This window comes from Sinorhizobium sp. RAC02, from assembly GCF_001713395.1.
GTDB lineage: Bacteria > Pseudomonadota > Alphaproteobacteria > Rhizobiales > Rhizobiaceae > Shinella.
In genome coordinates this window covers 3139324-3156959 of the sequence record NZ_CP016450.1, presented here as the reverse complement: position 1 = coordinate 3156959, position 17636 = coordinate 3139324, and the positions used below count along the sequence as shown (strand labels likewise).

Annotated in this window: 13 protein-coding genes; 7 read left to right on the top strand and 6 right to left on the bottom strand. The window is 65.0% G+C overall.

Annotated features, from left to right (window positions below):
• The gene (locus BSY16_RS15260) at nt 1–2061 is read right to left on the bottom strand and encodes a GumC family protein (protein ID WP_083242922.1); all 2061 of its coding nucleotides are present in this window, start codon (nt 2059–2061) and stop codon (nt 1–3) included.
• A 372-nt stretch (nt 2062–2433) separates the two neighbouring features.
• Here BSY16_RS15260 and BSY16_RS15255 point away from each other — a divergent pair, with 372 nt between their 5' ends.
• Genes BSY16_RS15255 through BSY16_RS15235 form a run of 5 tightly spaced genes read left to right on the top strand, consistent with a single transcriptional unit; the run spans nt 2434 to nt 8191 of the window.
• Nucleotides 2434–2688: an acyl carrier protein gene (locus tag BSY16_RS15255; protein ID WP_069060452.1), complete on the top strand. Its 255-nt coding sequence runs from the start codon at nt 2434–2436 to the stop codon at nt 2686–2688.
• Nucleotides 2685–3857, top strand: a complete 1173-nt coding sequence (locus BSY16_RS15250) for an acyl-CoA dehydrogenase family protein (protein ID WP_069060451.1) — start codon at nt 2685–2687, stop codon at nt 3855–3857. Before BSY16_RS15255 ends, BSY16_RS15250 begins: the two co-directional genes overlap by 4 nt.
• Before the next feature lie 4 nt (nt 3858–3861).
• Nucleotides 3862–4776 (top strand): amino acid--[acyl-carrier-protein] ligase, encoded by a 915-nt coding sequence (locus tag BSY16_RS15245; protein ID WP_069060450.1) that lies wholly within the window; start codon nt 3862–3864, stop codon nt 4774–4776.
• A 2-nt stretch (nt 4777–4778) separates the two neighbouring features.
• Nucleotides 4779–5732 (top strand): DUF1839 family protein, encoded by a 954-nt coding sequence (locus BSY16_RS15240; protein ID WP_069060449.1) that lies wholly within the window; start codon nt 4779–4781, stop codon nt 5730–5732.
• 11 nt (nt 5733–5743) lie between these two features.
• Entirely contained in the window at nt 5744–8191 is a 2448-nt protein-coding gene (locus BSY16_RS15235; RefSeq protein ID WP_069060448.1) for a beta-mannosidase, read from the top strand.
• 4 nt (nt 8192–8195) lie between these two features.
• On the opposite strand, the gene BSY16_RS15230 is transcribed toward BSY16_RS15235, so the two are convergent.
• The 4 genes from BSY16_RS15230 to BSY16_RS15215 form a co-directional block, all read right to left on the bottom strand.
• Complete coding sequence (locus BSY16_RS15230; RefSeq protein WP_083242921.1) at nt 8196–9989, bottom strand: alpha/beta fold hydrolase; 1794 nt, start codon at nt 9987–9989, stop codon at nt 8196–8198.
• Between the two features lie 6 nt (nt 9990–9995).
• Complete coding sequence (locus BSY16_RS15225; RefSeq protein WP_069061565.1) at nt 9996–11525, bottom strand: lipopolysaccharide biosynthesis protein; 1530 nt, start codon at nt 11523–11525, stop codon at nt 9996–9998.
• Nucleotides 11526–11597: 72 nt separating this feature from the next.
• Nucleotides 11598–12482 carry a glycosyltransferase family 2 protein gene (locus tag BSY16_RS15220; protein WP_069060447.1) on the bottom strand — a complete coding sequence of 295 codons (885 nt, stop codon included), beginning with the start codon at nt 12480–12482 and terminating at the stop codon, nt 11598–11600.
• 196 nt (nt 12483–12678) lie between these two features.
• Nucleotides 12679–12870 carry a hypothetical protein gene (locus BSY16_RS15215; protein WP_069060446.1) on the bottom strand — a complete coding sequence of 64 codons (192 nt, stop codon included), beginning with the start codon at nt 12868–12870 and terminating at the stop codon, nt 12679–12681.
• Between the two features lie 152 nt (nt 12871–13022).
• Here BSY16_RS15215 and BSY16_RS15210 point away from each other — a divergent pair, with 152 nt between their 5' ends.
• Nucleotides 13023–13604, top strand: a complete 582-nt coding sequence (locus BSY16_RS15210; RefSeq protein WP_069060445.1) for an IMPACT family protein — start codon at nt 13023–13025, stop codon at nt 13602–13604.
• A gap of 257 nt (nt 13605–13861) precedes the next feature.
• Nucleotides 13862–14521, top strand: coding sequence for a peroxiredoxin (locus tag BSY16_RS15205; protein ID WP_069060444.1), 660 nt, complete (start codon nt 13862–13864; stop codon nt 14519–14521).
• Nucleotides 14522–14637: 116 nt separating this feature from the next.
• On the opposite strand, the gene polA is transcribed toward BSY16_RS15205, so the two are convergent.
• Nucleotides 14638–17625 carry a DNA polymerase I gene (gene polA / locus BSY16_RS15200; protein ID WP_069060443.1) on the bottom strand — a complete coding sequence of 996 codons (2988 nt, stop codon included), beginning with the start codon at nt 17623–17625 and terminating at the stop codon, nt 14638–14640.
• Between the last annotated feature and the right edge of the window lie 11 nt (nt 17626–17636).

Sequence of the window (17636 nt, the reverse complement as noted above, 5' to 3'; positions counted from 1 at the left end):
TCAGGCGGCCCGGTCGCCGATAAGGATATTGCCGACCAGCTTGTCGCGCCAAGGCGCGATTTCAGCGATGAGCGCCGACAGCGCCTCGCTGCCCGTTGCACCGATGGCGGAAACCACCAGGATGCCGTCGACATGGCGCAGCACGGCGGGAAGGATCGCCTCGGCCGGCGTGCCGCAGCAGTCGATGATCGTGAAATCGACAGCCTCGTCACGGAAGGACGTGCTGACGCGGGCGGACGAGAGGGCCGCGACCTTGCGCAGCCCGCCGGAGCCGAGGCGGCGGAAATGCAGCATGTCTTCCAGCGTCTGGGCGTGGCCACGCGAATGCCGCTCGCCGGAGGGCCGTGCGAAATCGGTGCGGATCTTCACCGAACCGGCGGCGCGCAGCGGGCTCTGCGCCACGCGGCGAAGCTCGCCGTCGGAAAACAGCACGTCCTGGCCGAGCACCTGCAATTCGCGGGCGATGCCGAGGGCGGCATTGTCGTAACTGGCATTGCCGGCGGAGAGTACGGCGATGGTGACCGGTACGCCCGGCTCGAACTGGGCGTCGAGCAGGTGTGCCGCGCGCGTCAGGCCGGAGACGCGCGGTGTCGCATCGTGCCGTGCCGCCTCGCGGCCGAACGGCACCACGCGGGCGAACTTGTCGCTCCAGCGGCTTTCACTGCGGCCGGCATTCTCGTTTTCGATGACGGCGATGACGGGTGCGCCGGTCTTCGTGACGAGGTCCTTTTCCGAACGCACGGTGCCGCCGAACAGCTCGCGCACCACGGCAAGCGCCGCACCGGCAGCCGTGCCGAAGAGAATGGCGGCGATGAGCACCAGCAGTTTTGGCGCCTGGATGGCCTTGCCGGATGGTGTGGCGGCCGAGATGATTCGCGAATTGCCGTTGCCGAGACCCTGCTGGCGGCTCAGTTCCTCGGCGCGCGTCAGGAACGACCGATAGACGGTGTCGATCGCGTCGGCCTCGCTGATGAGCTGCGCCAGGCGGTAACGGACGTTGCCATTGTCGCCCGTCGCCGTCGACTGTTCATCGAAACGTCTCTGCACCGAGGCGAGGTTCGTCTGCGCCCGCTGATAGGTGTTGGCCGAGAGCTGGCGAATGCGCACGAGCTCTTTTTCGATCGCGCCACGGATGCTGGCGATCTGCGAGCGCACGGCCTTCATCTGCGGGTGGCCGTTGCCGAGATTGGCCGAAAGCTCCGCCTGACGGTCGAGCATCTGCGAATAGCGGCTGCGCAGCCCCGTCAGCGCGGTGGATTGCAGCGCTTCCGGAATGGCGCCCGATTCGACGTCGGACATGTTGAGCTGTTGCGCCTGGTCATAGGCCGTCTTCTGCTGTTCGACCTGCTGGCGGGCGGCGATCAACTGCTGATTGAGCGCGGCAAGCTGCTGGTCGGCGATGAGCCCCTGCTCACCGGTCGTCAACAGGCCGTTCTCGCCCCGGAAGTTTTCCACCTTGGCGCGGGCATCGAGCACGCGTTGGCGCAGCTCTTCCGTCTGCTCCTCGATGGTCTTGGAGGTGCGCAGGTTGACGTCGAGACGCGACGTGTCGGCGATGCGCAGGTAGCTCTCGGCGATGGCGTTGGCGATCTTCGCGGCCATTTCGCTGTCGCGGTGCTTCATCTGGATGGTGAAAACGAAGGTGTCGCCGTTGCGGGCGACCAGCAGGTTTTCCAGGATGGCATCGACGGCACCGTCCGTCGCGTCACCCGTCGGCGGCTTGCGCCCGAGGATCTTCGAGACCAGGCCACCGCCCCCACCCGTGAGATACGGATCCTTCTCGAGATCGAGGCGCTTGACGACGTCGCGCAGCACTTCACGCGACTGGAACAGGAAAAGCTGGCTGCCGATCAGCTGCTGCATGTTCATCGTGCCGCCGGTATCGGTACCGACGACGGGGCCGCGCTGGATATCGACGAAAACCTCCGCCGTGGAGCGATAGAACGGCTTCTGCGTCATCACGAAGCCGAGTGCGAGCACGGCACAGGCAAGCGCGCAGAGAATCACATAGTGAATTCTCTTCAGCACAATTCCCGGCAACTGAAAAATATCTATGTCCATGGAACGCCTGAACGGCCGCCTCTGGCAACCAGCCTGCTGCAATGATGCTCTGCCACGACGCAATGGCTACGCGATGGCTAGGTCGCACAGTCTCAGGATATGGTTAACAAAGCCTCAACTTTGCCGGTGCGTATCAGCACGAGACAGCTGCAATCGCGCGCAACCCATTGAAAAACAAGCGCCGGTCAGACTTTCTTCAGCGCGCTGCGTAAAACAGCGTCCCGCACCCGGCCAGGTTGCCGAAGCGCTTCACCGAATCTTATCCATGTCCCTTCAGCCGATCTTATCAACCGTCGGTTATGTCTTGCAGGAAGAATACGACGACGGCCCGCTGTCCGGCCGTGAACGACAAACAAAGCGATGGAGAACAACATGAAGCAGAAGATCCGTGACATTCTGGGCAAACACGGCGGTCTCCCGGTGCCGGTCGAGACGTTGGCCGACGATGCCGATCTCTATGCGGCGGGCCTGTCGTCCTTCGCCTCCGTACAGGTGATGCTCGGCCTCGAGGAGGCCTTCGACGTCGAGTTTCCCGACAATCTCCTGAACCGCAAGTCCTTCCAGAGCATCGCCGCAATCACGCGGGCGGTCGAAGGTCTGACCGGCAGCGCGGAGGCGGCCGAATGACCATGACCGTCGGTACGAGCTTCGCGGAACGCGCTCAGCGCGTGTCCGCCGTGGCCGCAGTGCATGCCGACGACGTGGACGCCAAAGGCCGTTTCCCCCGGGAAGCTGTCGATGCGATGATCGCTGAACGGCTGCTCTCCATCCAGATCCCCAAAAGCCTCGGTGGCGAGGATGCCTCGGTCTCCGAGATCGCGGAAGCCTGCTCGCTGCTCGGCCAGAGCTGCTCGGCCGCCGCCATGGTCTTCGCCATGCACCACATCAAGCTGTCGAGCCTCGTCTCGCACGGCGCGGGTGATACTTGGCATTCGGCCTTCATGCGCCGGGTTTCCGACGAACAGCTGCTGCTTGCCTCTGCGACGACTGAAGGCGGTATCGGCGGCAATCTGCGCAACAGCATCTGCGCCATCGAGGTCGACGGCGACACCTGCCGCCTCACCAAGGACGCGACCGTCATCTCCTACGGCGCGCATGCCGACGCGATCCTCATCACGTCGCGGGCGCATGCCGACGCCGCCTCGACCGACCAGGTCATGACCGTCTTCACCAGGGACCAGTACACGCTGGAGCAGACCCATGTCTGGGATACGCTCGGCATGCGCGGCACCTGCTCGGACGGCTGGCTGTTCAAGGGCGAAGCGCCGAAGGAACAGATCCTTCCCAAACCCTTCGCCGAGATCGCCGCCCAGTCGATGCTCGCCACCTCGCACCTGCTGTGGAGCGCTGTCTGGTACGGCATCGCCGTCAACGCGGTTTCCCGCGCTCAGGCCTTCGTACGAGCCGCCGCGCGCAAGAGCCCCGGTGTCGCACCGCCCGGCGCACTGCGCCTCGCGGAAGCCTCGAACCTGCTGCAGCTCGTCAAGTCGAACACCATCGCCGGTCTTCGCGAATACGAGGCCGCCAAGGCGGATCCGGACAAGCTGTCCTCGATGGGCTTTGCGGTCGCGATGAACAACGTGAAGATCGCCTCCTCGGAAACGATCCTCGCCATCATCAACCAGGCGATGCTGATCGTCGGCATCATGGGCTACAAGAACGGCACGCCGTTCAGCATCGGCCGGCACCTGCGCGATGCCCATTCCGCCCAGCTGATGATTTCCAACGACCGCATCCTCGGCAACACGTCAAACCTCCTGCTTGTCCACAAGCAGGACACCAGCCTGATCGGGTGACACCATGGATATGCAGACCTCCCTTCTCGACAGGCTCTTCGATTCGGGCCTGCTCATCGATACCGGCGTCGAAGGCCTCTATGGCCGCAGCGGCGCCTTCGAGGATGTCATCGCCCGCTTCGAGCGGCTGATCGACGTCTATGGCGGCCCCGACGGCGCGGAAGCCATGCGCTTTCCGCCCGGCATGAACCGCGCGCATTTCGAGACCTCCGGCTACATGAAGAGCTTTCCGCAGCTCGCCGGCACCGTGCACGCCTTCTGCGGCGCCGATCTCGACCATATGAGCCTGCTGCAATGCATGGAAGTCGGTGGCGACTGGACGAAGGACCAGAAGGCGACCGACATCGTGCTGACGCCGGCGGCCTGCTATCCGCTCTACCCGACGATCGCCAAGCGCGGCCGCCTGCCGGCCAAGGGCGGTCTCTACGACCTGCAGTCCTACTGCTTCCGCCATGAGCCCTCCAACGACCCGGCCCGCCAGCAGCTTTTCCGCATGCGCGAATATGTCTGCATGGGCACGCAGGAGCATGTGACCGAGTTTCGCCAGACCTGGATGGACCGCGGCCTGGAGATGATGGCCAAGGTCGGCCTCGACGTGACGATGGACGTGGCGAACGACCCGTTCTTCGGCCGCGCCGGCCGCATGATGGCCAACAACCAGCGTGACCAGAACCTCAAGTTCGAACTGCTCATTCCGGTGACGTCTGCCGCCAAGCCGACCGCCTGCATGAGCTTCAACTACCACCAGGACGCCTTTGGCACGAAGTGGGGGCTGAACCTCGAAAACGGCGACGTCGCGCACACCGCCTGCGTCGGCTTCGGCCTGGAGCGCATCGCGCTCGCGCTCTTTGCCCGCCACGGCATGGATATTGCGACCTGGCCGGCGGATGTCCGCAAGGTTCTGGGATATCAGGACTGAGCATGGCTGCCGTCTTCGCCGGGGCCAATCCCGAGACCTATAGGCCGCACGCGCTGCACGATGCGGAGCGCATGTGGCCGGAGACGAATTGTTACGTCGACCTCTGGATCGAGGTGCTGAATGCGTTCGGCACTCACCCGGAGGCGATGCTCGGCTTTTCGCTGACCCAGGATTTCGAGGGCGACCAGTTCACCTTCTTCAAGGTGCCGCTGGAAGACCTCGAAACGCTCTACGGCATCCGCGCGACGGAACTCGCCATCTTCGACAAGCTGGAAAGCCACGTCGCGACCCAGATCGCGCGCGGCCGCCTCTGCCTCGTCGAGATGGACAGTTTTTACATGCCGGACACCCGCGGCGTCGCCTACCGTCAGGAGCACGGCAAGACGACGGTCGCGATCAACCGGCTGGATCTCGAAAACAAGCAGCTCGACTATTTCCACAATGCCGGCTTCTTCCGGCTGGCAGGCGAGGATTTCGACGGCCTGTTCCAGCTGAACAACGGCCCGGACGATCTGCCCTTCCTGCCCTATACGGAATTCGCCAAGTTCCCGGAAAAGCGGGCCGACGAAGCGCATCTGCGCCGTGAGGCAAAACGCCTGCTCGCCTTCCATTTCGGCCGGCGTCCAACGGAAAACCCGGTTGCGGCCTTCGCGAAGGTGTTTCCAAAGCAGGTCGAGGCCGTGGCGGAGCGCCCCTTCGGCTTCTTCCACAAATATGCCTTCAACACGCTGCGCCAGCTCGGTGCCAATTTCGAGCTGGCCGGAAGCCATCTCGACTGGCTGGGCCTTGATGGCGGCGATGCCGCGCGAAAAATTTCGGAGACGGCGAAGTCCGTGCAGTTCCTGCTCGCCCGCGCGGTAACGCGCCGGAAATTCGATCCGCTGGCGACGGCGCTCGACCCGGCGATCGAGGCATGGGATACTTTGATGTCGAGCCTTGCTGCCCGCATCGACTGAAGGAAGACGGAATGTCCGAGATCGGAAAGGCGCTTTCCACCGGCTGGCGCATGGCCCTGACAGCGGCCAACGCCGCCGCTGACCCCGCCGCGCTGCAAGACCTTTCCGATGTCCTCGATGCCCCCGTGCCCGGCACGGTTGCCGGCGCCCTCGAACGCGCCGGCCGCTTCGACCGCACCGCGCCCGAACCGCTCGACCATCTCGACGCCTGGTACGTGCTCGACCTCTCGGGTGACGAGCCGGGTGACGCCGTGCTGCATTTCGATGGTCTCGCGACGATCACCGAGATCTGGTGGAACGGGGCGCTTGTGCTTTCCTCCGACAGCATGTTCGTGCGCCATGCGCTTCCCGTCACGCTCACTGGTAACGACCGGCTCGCCCTCTGCTTCCGTGCACTGAAACCGCATCTCGAAAAACGCGGTCCCCGTGCCCGCTGGCGGCCGCAGATGATCACGCCGCAGGGCCTGCGCCTCGTGCGCACCACGCTGCTTGGCCGCATGCCGGGCTGGTGCCCGGAGGTTCATGCCGCCGGCCCCTGGCGGCCGGTGCGCCTGTCGCGGCCGACGCCCGCTATTGCCTCCGATATCCGTCTCTCCGCACGCCTTCACGAAAACGGCAAGGGCCAGTTGGAGATCGGCTTCACGCTCGATGGCGCCACGGCGCCTATGGTGGAATGCGCCGGCGTTGCCGTCGAAGCGATCGCGAACGGAGAGCGCAGTTTCAGCGCCAGCCTCACCATTCCCGACGTCGAAGCCTGGTGGCCGCGCACGCATGGCACGCCGGCTCTGCACGATATCTCGCTCGTGGTGGATGGCGTGCGGCAAAAGCTCGGCCGCACCGGTTTTCGCCGCATCGAGATCGACCGCGGCGCGGACGGCCGGGATTTTGCGCTGCGCGTCAACGGCACCAAAATCTTCTGCCGCGGCGCCGTCTGGACCACTGCCGATATCGTCGACCTGCCGGGCACGCGCGACCGCTACGCGCCGCTGCTGAAACTTGCTGCCGACGCCAACATGAACATGCTGCGCATCGGTGGCACGATGGTCTATGAGACGCCGGATTTCTTCGCGTTGTGCGACGAATTCGGCCTGATGGTCTGGCAGGATTTCCAGTTCGCCAATTTTGATTACCCGGCGAACGATCCGGCCTTTGTCGAAAATGTCCGCACCGAGGTCGCGCAGTTCCTCGACGCGACCGCCGCCTCGCCGTCGCTTGCCGTGCTCTGCGGCGGCAGTGAGATCGACCAGCAGGCGGCGATGCTCGGCCTGCCGGAAACGGCCTGGGCCGGGCCGCTGACGCTCGACATCCTGCCCGCCCTCGTCGCGGCGCACCGCCCGGATGTGCCCTATGTCGAAAATTCGCCTGTTGGTGGGGCGATGCCCTTCTCGCCCAATGTCGGCGTCACGCACTATTACGGCGTCGGCGCTTACTGCCGGCCGCTGGAGGATGCGCGTCGCGCCGAGGTGCGCTTTGCCACCGAAAGCCTTGCCTTTGCCAACGTGCCGGAACAGCAGACGCTCGATGCGCACCTGCCGGTACCGCCTGTGCATGATCCGCGCTGGAAGGCGCGTGTTCCGCGCGACCGCGGTGCCTCCTGGGACTTCGAGGATGTGCGCGACCACTATCTCGGCCTGCTTTACGGCCACGACCCGGCGCGTCTGCGGCGCGAGGAGCCTGCCCGCTATCTCGATCTTTCCCGCGCTGTCGTCGCCGAGGTGATGGAGGCCACCTTTGCCGAATGGCGCCGCGAAAAATCCACCTGCAACGGCGCGCTCGTCTGGACGTTTCAGGACCTGCTGCCAGGCGCCGGCTGGGGTATCGTGGATGCCACGGGCCTGCCGAAATCCGCCTGGCATGCGTTGCGCCGCGCCTTCCGGCCGGTGCAGGTCATGCTGTCCGACGAGGGCACGAACGGGCTCGACGTGCACGCGATCAACGACAGCGCACGCGAACAATCCCTGACGCTGGAGCTCTCCTGCCTGCGGCACGGCCGCCAGCCGGTCGTCAGCGGCCGGCGGGAGATCACGCTCGCCCCGCATTCGGCGCAGACCATGCCAGCAACGGCACTGTTTGGCGCCTTCTTCGACACGACCTATGCCTTCCGTTTCGGCCCGCCCTCCCATGACGTGACGGTCGGCCGGCTGATCGATGCGGCGGGAACGGTTGTCGCCGATGCCTTCCATTTTCCGCGCGGCCGGGCGGAGGCGATGACCTCCCCGGCGATCAGCGCCACACTCCTCGAAAGCCTTGAAGGCTGGAGCCTCGAGCTTTCAACGGACCGTTTCGCCCAGTCCGTCGCAATCGACGTCGACGGTTTTCTGCCCTCGGACAACTGGTTCCATCTGGCACCGGGTGGCGTGAAGACCATCCGGCTTATGCCGCTCACCGGTGCCGATTCAACTAAAAAACCCTCCGGCACGGTCGGTGGTGTCGGCGTCGAGGCCCTGCTTTCGTTCTGAAAAATCAGCCGATCTTGAGGGCAGCTTTCAGCAGCAGCGCGCGATAGGCAGCCTGGGCGTGCGGCGGCGAGAGATTGTGATCCGCATCGGGGATCATCTCGACCGCCACGTTGTGATAGCCATCCAGCCCGGTGCGGCCGAAATCGAGCTTTAGCCGCTCCAACCCGACGTCACCCTCGCTATAGACCAGCAGCACGGGCACCTCGCGTTTCGCAAGCAGGCGGAAATCCGCCTGCGTATCGCCCCGCAACCGGCCGAAGCGGGAGAAACGACCGAGCGTGCGGGGTGCGATGACGGCAAGGCGGCGCGCGATCTGCACGCCGACATTGGCCGCCGCGCGACGCAGGTCGATATCCCCGGAAATCAGACGCCGGAAGGTGGCGGGGTCGAAGGCGCGCTGGCGATAATCGTCGAGAGAGCGCGGATTGGCCCTGAGCGCCTCGTCGACGGACATGTCCGGATCCCAGCGGAAGGTGAAGGGATTGACCGACACGACGCCGGCCGCGCGTTCGTCCGTGACGGCGGCGCGGAAGGCAAGATAGGCGCCGCTGCACCGGCCCGAAAGAAGGACTGGCGCGAGATCACGCGACACGAGAAAATCCATCGCCGCCCGCACGTCGGCAAGCTGCGTCTCGCTGTACTGCACCTGTTCGGGCGCGTTTGGTGCTGGCGGGCTGTCGGCGACATTGGCGGCATCGAAGCGCAGGGACACGATACCGTGCTGCGCGAGATAGCGGGCGGTCTCCGTCGTGCCCCGCGCCCAGCCGGCCTGCCGGTCGTAAGCGGTGCCGAGCAGCAACACGGTCGCGCCATGGCGCTGCCCCCGCGGGCCGCAAAGCGTTCCAAACAGCCGGTTGTTCTCGCCGAAACGCAACGGCTCTTCGACGAAGCCATCGCCCGTCAGCAGCGCCGAAGCGACGTGGTCCGTCGCGGCCCGCGCGCGTCCACTCGCCTTGGCCACGCCGGCGATCCAATGGACAACGCCATCGATGACCGCTTGCGGTTGATGCGCCAATGTGGGGTTGGAGACGAGATCGTCGTAGCCGGCGTAGTCCATGCTGGCGACGACGGTGCCGAGGCTGGAAAGATGAGCGGCAATGGCCGCATCCTTTTCGCGGGCGGGTCGCGCTACCACCAGGGCTTTTGCAAACGGCAGCGCATCCAGCCGGTCGATGCTGAGGCTCTTGACGGCTTCGGCGACCTGTTCCGGCATGACCAGCCCGGCGACGGCGACGCGGCCGGCAATGCGCTGCTCCGATCGCAGGCCGAGGCCCTCATCCACCATCTTCGACCAGGCGGCCAGTTCGCGCAGATAGAAGCGGCCGCTGACCACCGGGGCCATCAGCACGGCCGCCTCAGTATCGAGCGCCTTGCCGAGCTTTGCCGCAAGCGTCGCGCCAAGGCCGTGGCCGACCAGCACCAGGCGAGCGGCGCCGGAAAGCCGGCGCAGCTTGCGCGCGGCCGCCAGGATGGCCTGCGACCAGGTCTCGAGGCTCTGCTCGTCAGGCGTATCGAGCGCGTCGCCCGTGCCGGGATAATCGAAGCGCAGGCTGGCGACGCCGTGGGCGGCGACGCGCTCGGCGATGATCCGCCAGAGTTTTCGCGTGCACATTTCCTCAAAACCCCAGGGGCTGAGAAAGAGCACGGCGACATCCGCGGGCGGTGTGGAGGCGGCAGCGGGCGTGTAGAGGCCGACCGTGCCCTCGAAGGTCACGGGAAGGGCTGCCTCCCCGGCGCGCCAGCGGGGCGCGGGGTCATGCTGCTCGATATCGTCTTGCCTGGTCTCCCCGCGCAGCATGGTGTCTCACTCTCCGACCGGCTGGGACAGCGGCGGCGGCACCACGAGGGCGAGCAGCCGGCGCGCGATCCGGCCGGGTTTCATCGGCAGGCGCTCCAGCATCTTGTCGATGACGGCTCCATCCTCCGCCGGCACCGCCTTCAGCAGGCGCAGCAGAACCCCGTAGGCGACAGCCCCCGCCAGGATACCGACGATAACGCCGGTAAATCCGCCGATCTTTTCGGCAATCGGCCAGGCCGCAAGGCCGCAGCCGGCGGCGGCAACGCCCACCTTCAGCACGATGACCGACAGGCCGGCCGACATCGCGCCGCGGCCGACGCCCGTCAGCAGCAGTACGACCATGATGGCGAAGACGACGCCACGCACCGCCGCGGCCCCGGCACCACCGGCAACCGGCACGACGAAAAACAGGCCGATGACCATCAGGGCCGCGCCGACGCCGCTTGCCACCAGGCGGATTTTTACCCGGTCCATGGAGTAGAGATATTGCGTGACGAGCTGGCCGAAGACATAGGCCGGCGAGCCGGCGGCGAGGATCGCAACGATCAGCCCGGCCTCGGCGAAGGGTGCGCCGTAGACGGCGGTCACCAGCGGATGGGCAATGGCCGCAAGCCCGAAGCAGAGCGGGAAGGTGATATAGGCGAAACTGCGCACCACGCCATCGAAAATGCTGGCATGCACGCTGCCGCCCGATGCCTCCCGCCGCTCCGCATAGAACGGCAGCAGGCTTCCGGTCAGCTGCACGGGAAGCTGGAGCGCGAGATTGGCGAGCGACAGGGCGACGGCGTAGTAGCCGACTTCGCCGAGCGTCTGGAAATGCTGCAGGAAGAACAGTTCCGGCCGATTGAGGAAGACCGCGCTGACGGCGAATTCGAAGAACAGCACGGCGGAATTGGCCAGCAGATAACGCCGGCGATAGCCGGCATTGTCGCGGCGGACCCCGAACAGGCCGAGCGTGTAGACGAACTGCACACATTGCCCGGCAATGTAGCCGACGAGCGCGCCGGGGATGCCGTAACCGATCGCGCCCACGACGACGAAGACGAACTGGAGGAGCGAGGACAGCGCGGTGATGCGGAAGAAGGTGCCGAGGCGCTGTTCGCCGATCAGGAAATTCTTCGAGAAGGAGCCGACCGACTGGATGAACAGCAGCACCGCCGTCAAGACGATGATGCCGGTGGTGACATCGGTGCCGTAGAGCAGCTCGGTCTTGAAGGAAACGCCGAAATAGAGCGCCACGAGAATGATGGTGGAGGCGATGACCGGCAGCGCCAGATAGGCGGCAAAACCACGCCGCCCCGCATCGTCGACGCCGCGTGCCTTCAGCTGCGGCAGGAGGCGCAGCAGCAGCACGCCGGTGCCGAGTTCGGCGACGAGCGAACCCGTCGCGCCGATCCACAGGGCAAAGGCAATGGTGCCGTTGGCTTCCGGCCCGAGCAGGCGCGCGACAAGGATCGAGCAGGCGAATCCGGTCACCAGCAGCAGCATGCCCGCCGCCGCATTCATGATCGAATTGGACATGATGCCCTTGCTCATCGGCCGTTCCATTCACCGTACGCGGCCGGCGATTTTTCGCGGCCATACAGCGGGCACCCTAGGACGAAACCCTTAAGATATCGTCGTTCCGGCAGGGGCGGCGCGCCAGCCGGACCAGCGGCCGGCCAGGATTTCCCGCGAGCGGCGGGCAAGTGCGGGACGCCCCGTCAGCGTGTAGACGGCAATGCCGGCAAGCGGGCGCAGAAGATGCGGAAGGTAGTCGGTGAAACGATAGCCGTGTTTGCGCATGACATAGCCAAGGCCGGCGCCGTAGACGCGCATCTTGTGCGCGCCGTCGGGTGTTGCCGCCTGGAGGCGATCATCCGGGTGGTGGCCGGTGAGCGACGGGTCGTAGTGACCGCGGGCACCTGATGACAGCAGGTTCAAGGCGAGGTCCTGCACCTCGTAGGCCCCCCAGGGTGTGCCGGAGCCGGGGCCGATGCGATCATCGAAGCCGCCGGCCTTCTCGAAGGCGGAGCGCCGAACGAACAGCATCCATTCGATCAGCGTCGTCCAGATGTTTTCGCGCTCGATCGGGCTTGGCGAGAGTTCGAAGCGGCCCATGATGGTTTCGCCTTCGGCATTGACCGCCCGACCGCAATAGAAATCGGCCGGCACCGTCTGCGATATCGCTTCGAAACGCTGGAGAAGGTCGGCCGGATACCAGCAGTCGTCATCCGGAAAGAGCAGCCAGGTGCCCGAGGCCTTGGACGCTCCGAGATTGCGCGCCCGGCAGACACCCGCACGGTCGGTCCTGACATGCTGGATGTGGAGACGGTCCTGCCATTGCGAGACGATCGGCGCAAGGCGCTCGTCGGCATTCTGATCGACGAGGATGACTTCGAAATCACGGCGACCGAGCGCGGCAAGCGACGCAAACAGCAACTCGAGCTCGCTTGAACGGCCGAGCGTGGCGACAACCATCGATATCAGGAAAACCGGATCATCCGGAAACATGGAGAAGGCCTTGCAACAATCGATGGCGGCGGCGACCCTTCGGTCTTCTGCTCGTTCCTGCAATTTGTCTACGAAACCTTAATGCAGGATGAATGCCCCCAAGAAAGCCGTCCCATCGTGCAAATCCGCGTGGCCTATCCACGAATGCCTACAGGAAATCATCGATGATTTCCTGTAGGCGCAGCAAGCGCCTGGGTCAGAAGAAGACGTGAAGCGGCCACTGAACGGGGCGGCGCGAAGAGGAGAGGCGGCTGCCTTCGAGCGGCAGGCGGTCTTCCGTCACGGTACCTACGACCCTGTCGTCACGTTGCGCCTGCTCATCCTTCGGCTGAAAGCCGACCGGATAGAGGTTGAAGTAACCAAGCGTCACGCCACCGAGATAGATCATGCGTTGCTCCCATTCCGTTTAACGTCCCGGCAAACATCATGGCGAAATCGTGGCCGCTGTCAATAGTCTATAGAATTAGTGCTCTATTCGCCGCTTGATGCACCGGGCGTGGAAGGGATACGAGACGGGTTCACGCCAATGGAAACCGCCCCTTGTACACGCTGGACCGCACCGAGATTTTCGAGCAGGACATCCGCAAGAGCCGTTTTCTTGCGACCGCCTGCCCGCTCGACAGCGAAGCGGACGCGAAGGCGCTGCTGGCGGACCTGTCCGACCCCTCGGCGAACCACAATTGCTGGGCCTGGCGCGTCGGCCAGGCCTACCGGTTCAGCGACGATGGCGAGCCGAGCGGCACGGCGGGAAAGCCCATTCTCCAGGCAATCGACGGTCAGGCGCTCGACCGCACGCTCGTCGTGGTCACGCGCTGGTTCGGCGGCATTCTCCTGGGCAGCGGCGGGCTCATGCGCGCCTATGGCGGCACCGCGGCCGCGTGCCTGCGCGCCGCGGCCAAGACGGAATATGTGGAACGGGCGGCACTGTCCGTCTCGCTCGGCTTTTCCGATCTGGCGCTGGTCAAGGCGCGGCTTGGCGCTTTTGCCGGTCTGGTGCTGGACGAGGAGACCTATCACGAGACGGGGGCAAGGCTGTCCTTTCGCGTGCCCGCGGAGAAGGCGGAGGAGATCGGCCGGATGATCGTCGACCTCACCAGCGGGCGCGCCGAAATCGGCAATTGACGCGCACGCTGCTCGCCCGACGAAAAGAAAATCACCTTCCACTGCGCGGCGACTTCGGAGAACGGTTTGGCGCAGGCGCAGCGAACCGCCGAACGCCTTCGTCCAACCGGCGGTAAAAGCGCAAAGATGCGCTCGTCCCCGACCCGGCAGCGACGGCGTGCCGCTATAGGCAAGCCAAATTTTTCGGTCTATCTACCGCCCGGATATATTCTCGCGGGCTTTTCGCCTGCGACCCCGCACGAGAGAGGACGAGACCCATGAGCCTGCGCATCAACGACATCGCTCCGGACTTCACCGCCGAAACCACGGCCGGCACGATCGGCTTCCATGAGTGGATCGGCGACGGCTGGGCCGTGCTCTTCTCGCACCCGAAGAACTTTACCCCGGTCTGCACCACCGAGCTTGGCGCGATGGCCGGCCTCGAAGGTGAATTCCGCAAGCGCGGCGTCAAGATCATCGGCATCTCGGTCGACCCGGTTGAAAGCCACGCCAAGTGGAAGAACGACATTCGCACCGCCACCGGCTTCGACGTCGAATATCCACTGATCGGCGACAAGGACCTCGCGGTCGCAAAGCTCTATGACATGCTGCCGGCCGGCGCGGGCGAGACCTCGGAAGGCCGCACGCCAGCCGACAATGCCACCGTGCGCTCCGTCTTCGTCATCGGCCCGGACAAGAAGATCAAGCTGATCCTCACCTACCCAATGACCACGGGCCGCAATTTCGCGGAAATCCTGCGCTCGATCGATTCGATCCAGCTCACCAGCAAGCACCAGGTGGCAACGCCCGCCAACTGGCAGCAGGGCGAGGACGTCATCATCACCGCCGCCGTCTCGAACGAAGACGCCATCGCCCGCTTCGGCGCCTTCGATACGGTGCTGCCATACCTGCGCAAGACCAAGCAGCCGGCCGCCTGATCACGACCAACCGGTGACGGGCAGGGTTTTGACGCCTTGCCCGCCCATTCAATCTGCCATCGTCTTCTCTCCATGGGGAGAAGATTCCGCCAGGCGGGGAGGGGCCTTGTTTCCCCTCAGTGCGCCTCGTCCCAATTGCGCGCGGCCCGCGCATCCACCTTCAGCGGGACTTTCATCGACAGTGCGGGCATGGAGGCATTCTCCATGGTGTCGACGATGATCGGGATCGCCTTTTCGACTTCACCATCCTCGACCTCGAAGATCAGTTCGTCGTGCACCTGAAGCAGCATGCGGGCGGACAGGCCGGCGGCAGCGAGCGCCGGTTCCATCTTGATCATGGCACGGCGGATGACGTCTGCCGCAGATCCCTGGATCGGGGCGTTGATCGAGGCGCGTTCATTGAAGGCGCGTACCGACGGGTTGGATGACTTGATTTCCGGGTAATGCGCGCGCCGGCCGAAGATCGTCTCGACATAGCCGTTCTCGCGGGCGAAGGCCTTGGTCGAATCCATGTAGTCCTTGATGCCGGGAAAACGCTCGAAATACTTCTTGATGTAGTCGCCCGCTTCAGACCGCTCGATCGACAGCTGGTTGGCAAGGCCGAAGGCCGAGATGCCGTAGATGATGCCGAAGTTGATCGCCTTGGCACGGCGGCGCACTTCGGACGGCATGCCCTCGACCGGTACGCCGAACATTTCCGACGCCGTCATCGCATGAATATCGATGCCGTCGGCAAAGGCCTGCTTCAGCTGCGGAATGTCCGCCACATGGGCCAGCACACGCAGCTCGATCTGGCTGTAGTCGGCCGAGACCAGCTTGTTGCCGGGCGTCGAGATGAAAGCCGTGCGGATCTTCCGGCCTTCCGCGGTTCGCACCGGAATGTTCTGCAGGTTCGGATCGGAAGAGGAGAGGCGGCCGGTCGTCGTCGAGGCGAGCGCGTAGGACGTGTGCACCCGCTTGGTTTCGGGATGCACGAAGCCCGGCAGCGCGTCGGTATAGGTGGATTTCAGCTTGGTGAGCTGGCGCCAGTCGACGATCTTGCGCGGCAGCGGAATGCCCTGCGCGGCCAGGTCTTCCAGCACCTGCGCGGAGGTCGACCACTGGCCGGTCTTGGTCTTCGAGGCACCGGAAAGGCCCATCTTGCCGAACAGGATGTCGCCGAGCTGTTTTGGCGAACCGATGTTGAAGCGCTCGCCGGCAAGCTCGTAGATTTCCTCTTCGAACCGGGCAGCACCCTGCGCCAGTTCGCCGGACAGGCGCGACAGCACCTGCCGGTCGATGGTGATGCCGCGCTCTTCCATGCGCGCGAGCACGGGCACGAGCGGGCGTTCCAGCCGCTCGTAGACGGTGGTCATGCGCTCGGCGGCGAGGCGCGGCTTCAGCACGTGCCAGAGGCGCAGCGTCACATCGGCATCTTCCGCCGCATAGGCCGTGGCGCGGGAAATATCGACCATGTCGAAGGTCTGCGCACCCTTGCCGGAGCCGGCGACGTCCTTGTAGGCGATCGGCTTGTGGCCGAGCCAGCGTTCCGACAGCGTGTCCATGCCATGCGTGCCGGCGCCCGCGTCGAGCGCGTAGGACATCAGCATCGTATCGTCGAAACCCGCGACGGTGATGCCGTGGCGGCGCATGACGAGGTAATCGTATTTGAGGTTCTGCGCGACCTTGAGGACCGACGGGTCCTCCAGCAGGCCTTTCAGCCGCTCGAGCGCTGCGCGGATGGGGATCTGCCCCTCGGCAATCCCACCGCCCAGGAGATCGCCGACGCCGGTCTTGTGGTTGAGCGGAACATAGCAGGCGCGGATCGTCGTGCCCGTCGGGTCCTTGGCATTGTCGGCAATCGCCAGCGAGAAGCCGCAAAGCTCGGCCTGCATGGCATCAAGCGAGGTGGTTTCCGTGTCGAAACCGACAAGGCCGGTTTCGCGCGCGGCGGCGATCCAGCGGTCGAGCGCCTCGAGGTCGCGCACCGTCTCATAGGTGGAATGGTCGATCGGGGCGGCGGAAAAACGTTCCGCGCGCGCCCTGGCAAGCGCCGAAGGCGTCGCATCGCCGTTGCCGGCGGAGGGCAGCAGCGTTGCGGCGGCCTCGGCGGCCGTCTCGTTGCCGTCCAGCACCAGCGCGGGGCCGGCCACGTCGCCCTTGTCGAGGTCCGGGCCGCGCGCTTCCGCGCCCCATTCGACCGGTACGACCGCCGGCTCGATGGCGCTGACGTCGCAGGCGCAATCCTCCGCGACACGACGTGTCAGCGTGGTGAACTCCATGGTCTTGAGGAAGGCGATCAGCTTCGGGCCGTCCTGCGGATGCAGCACAAGTTCGTCCAGCGTCGTGTCGAGCGGCGTATCCGTCTTCAGCGTGACGAGCTGGCGGGACAGCAGCACGAGCTCGCGGTTCGCCACGATGTTCTCGCGGCGTTTCACCTGCTTGATCTCCTCGGCACGGGCGAGCAGCGTGTCGAGATCGCCATACTCTTCGAGAAGCTGGGCGGCGGTCTTCGGGCCGATGCCGGGAACGCCCGGCACGTTGTCGGTCGAATCGCCCGTCAGCGACTGGAGATCGATCATCTTCTCCGGCGGCACGCCCCATTTCTCGATGACCTCGGGAATGGAGATCTGCTTGTCCTTCATGCTGTCATACATCGAGACGTTTTGCGTCACGAGCTGCATGAGGTCCTTGTCGGAGGAGACGATGGTGACGCCGGCGCCATCGGCTTCGGCGAGGCGCGCATAGGTGGCGATCAGGTCGTCGGCCTCGAACCCTTCCTTCTCGATGCAGGGAAGGTTGAAGGCGCGGGTCGCGTGGCGGATCAGGCCGAACTGCGGGATCAGGTCTTCCGGCGGCGCGGTGCGGTTCGCCTTGTACTGGTCGTAAAGCTCGTTGCGGAAGGTTTTCGACGAATAGTCGAAGATGACGGCGAAATGGGTCGGCGTCACGCCCACGTCGGTGTTGCGCGCATCCTTCAATAGCTTCCACAACATGTTGCAGAAGCCCGAGACGGCATTGACCGGCAGCCCGTCCGATTTGCGGTTGAGCGGCGGGATGGCGTGGAAGGCGCGGAAGATGAAACCGGAGCCGTCGACGAGGAAGAGATGATCACCTTTTTTCATGGGGGAATGGA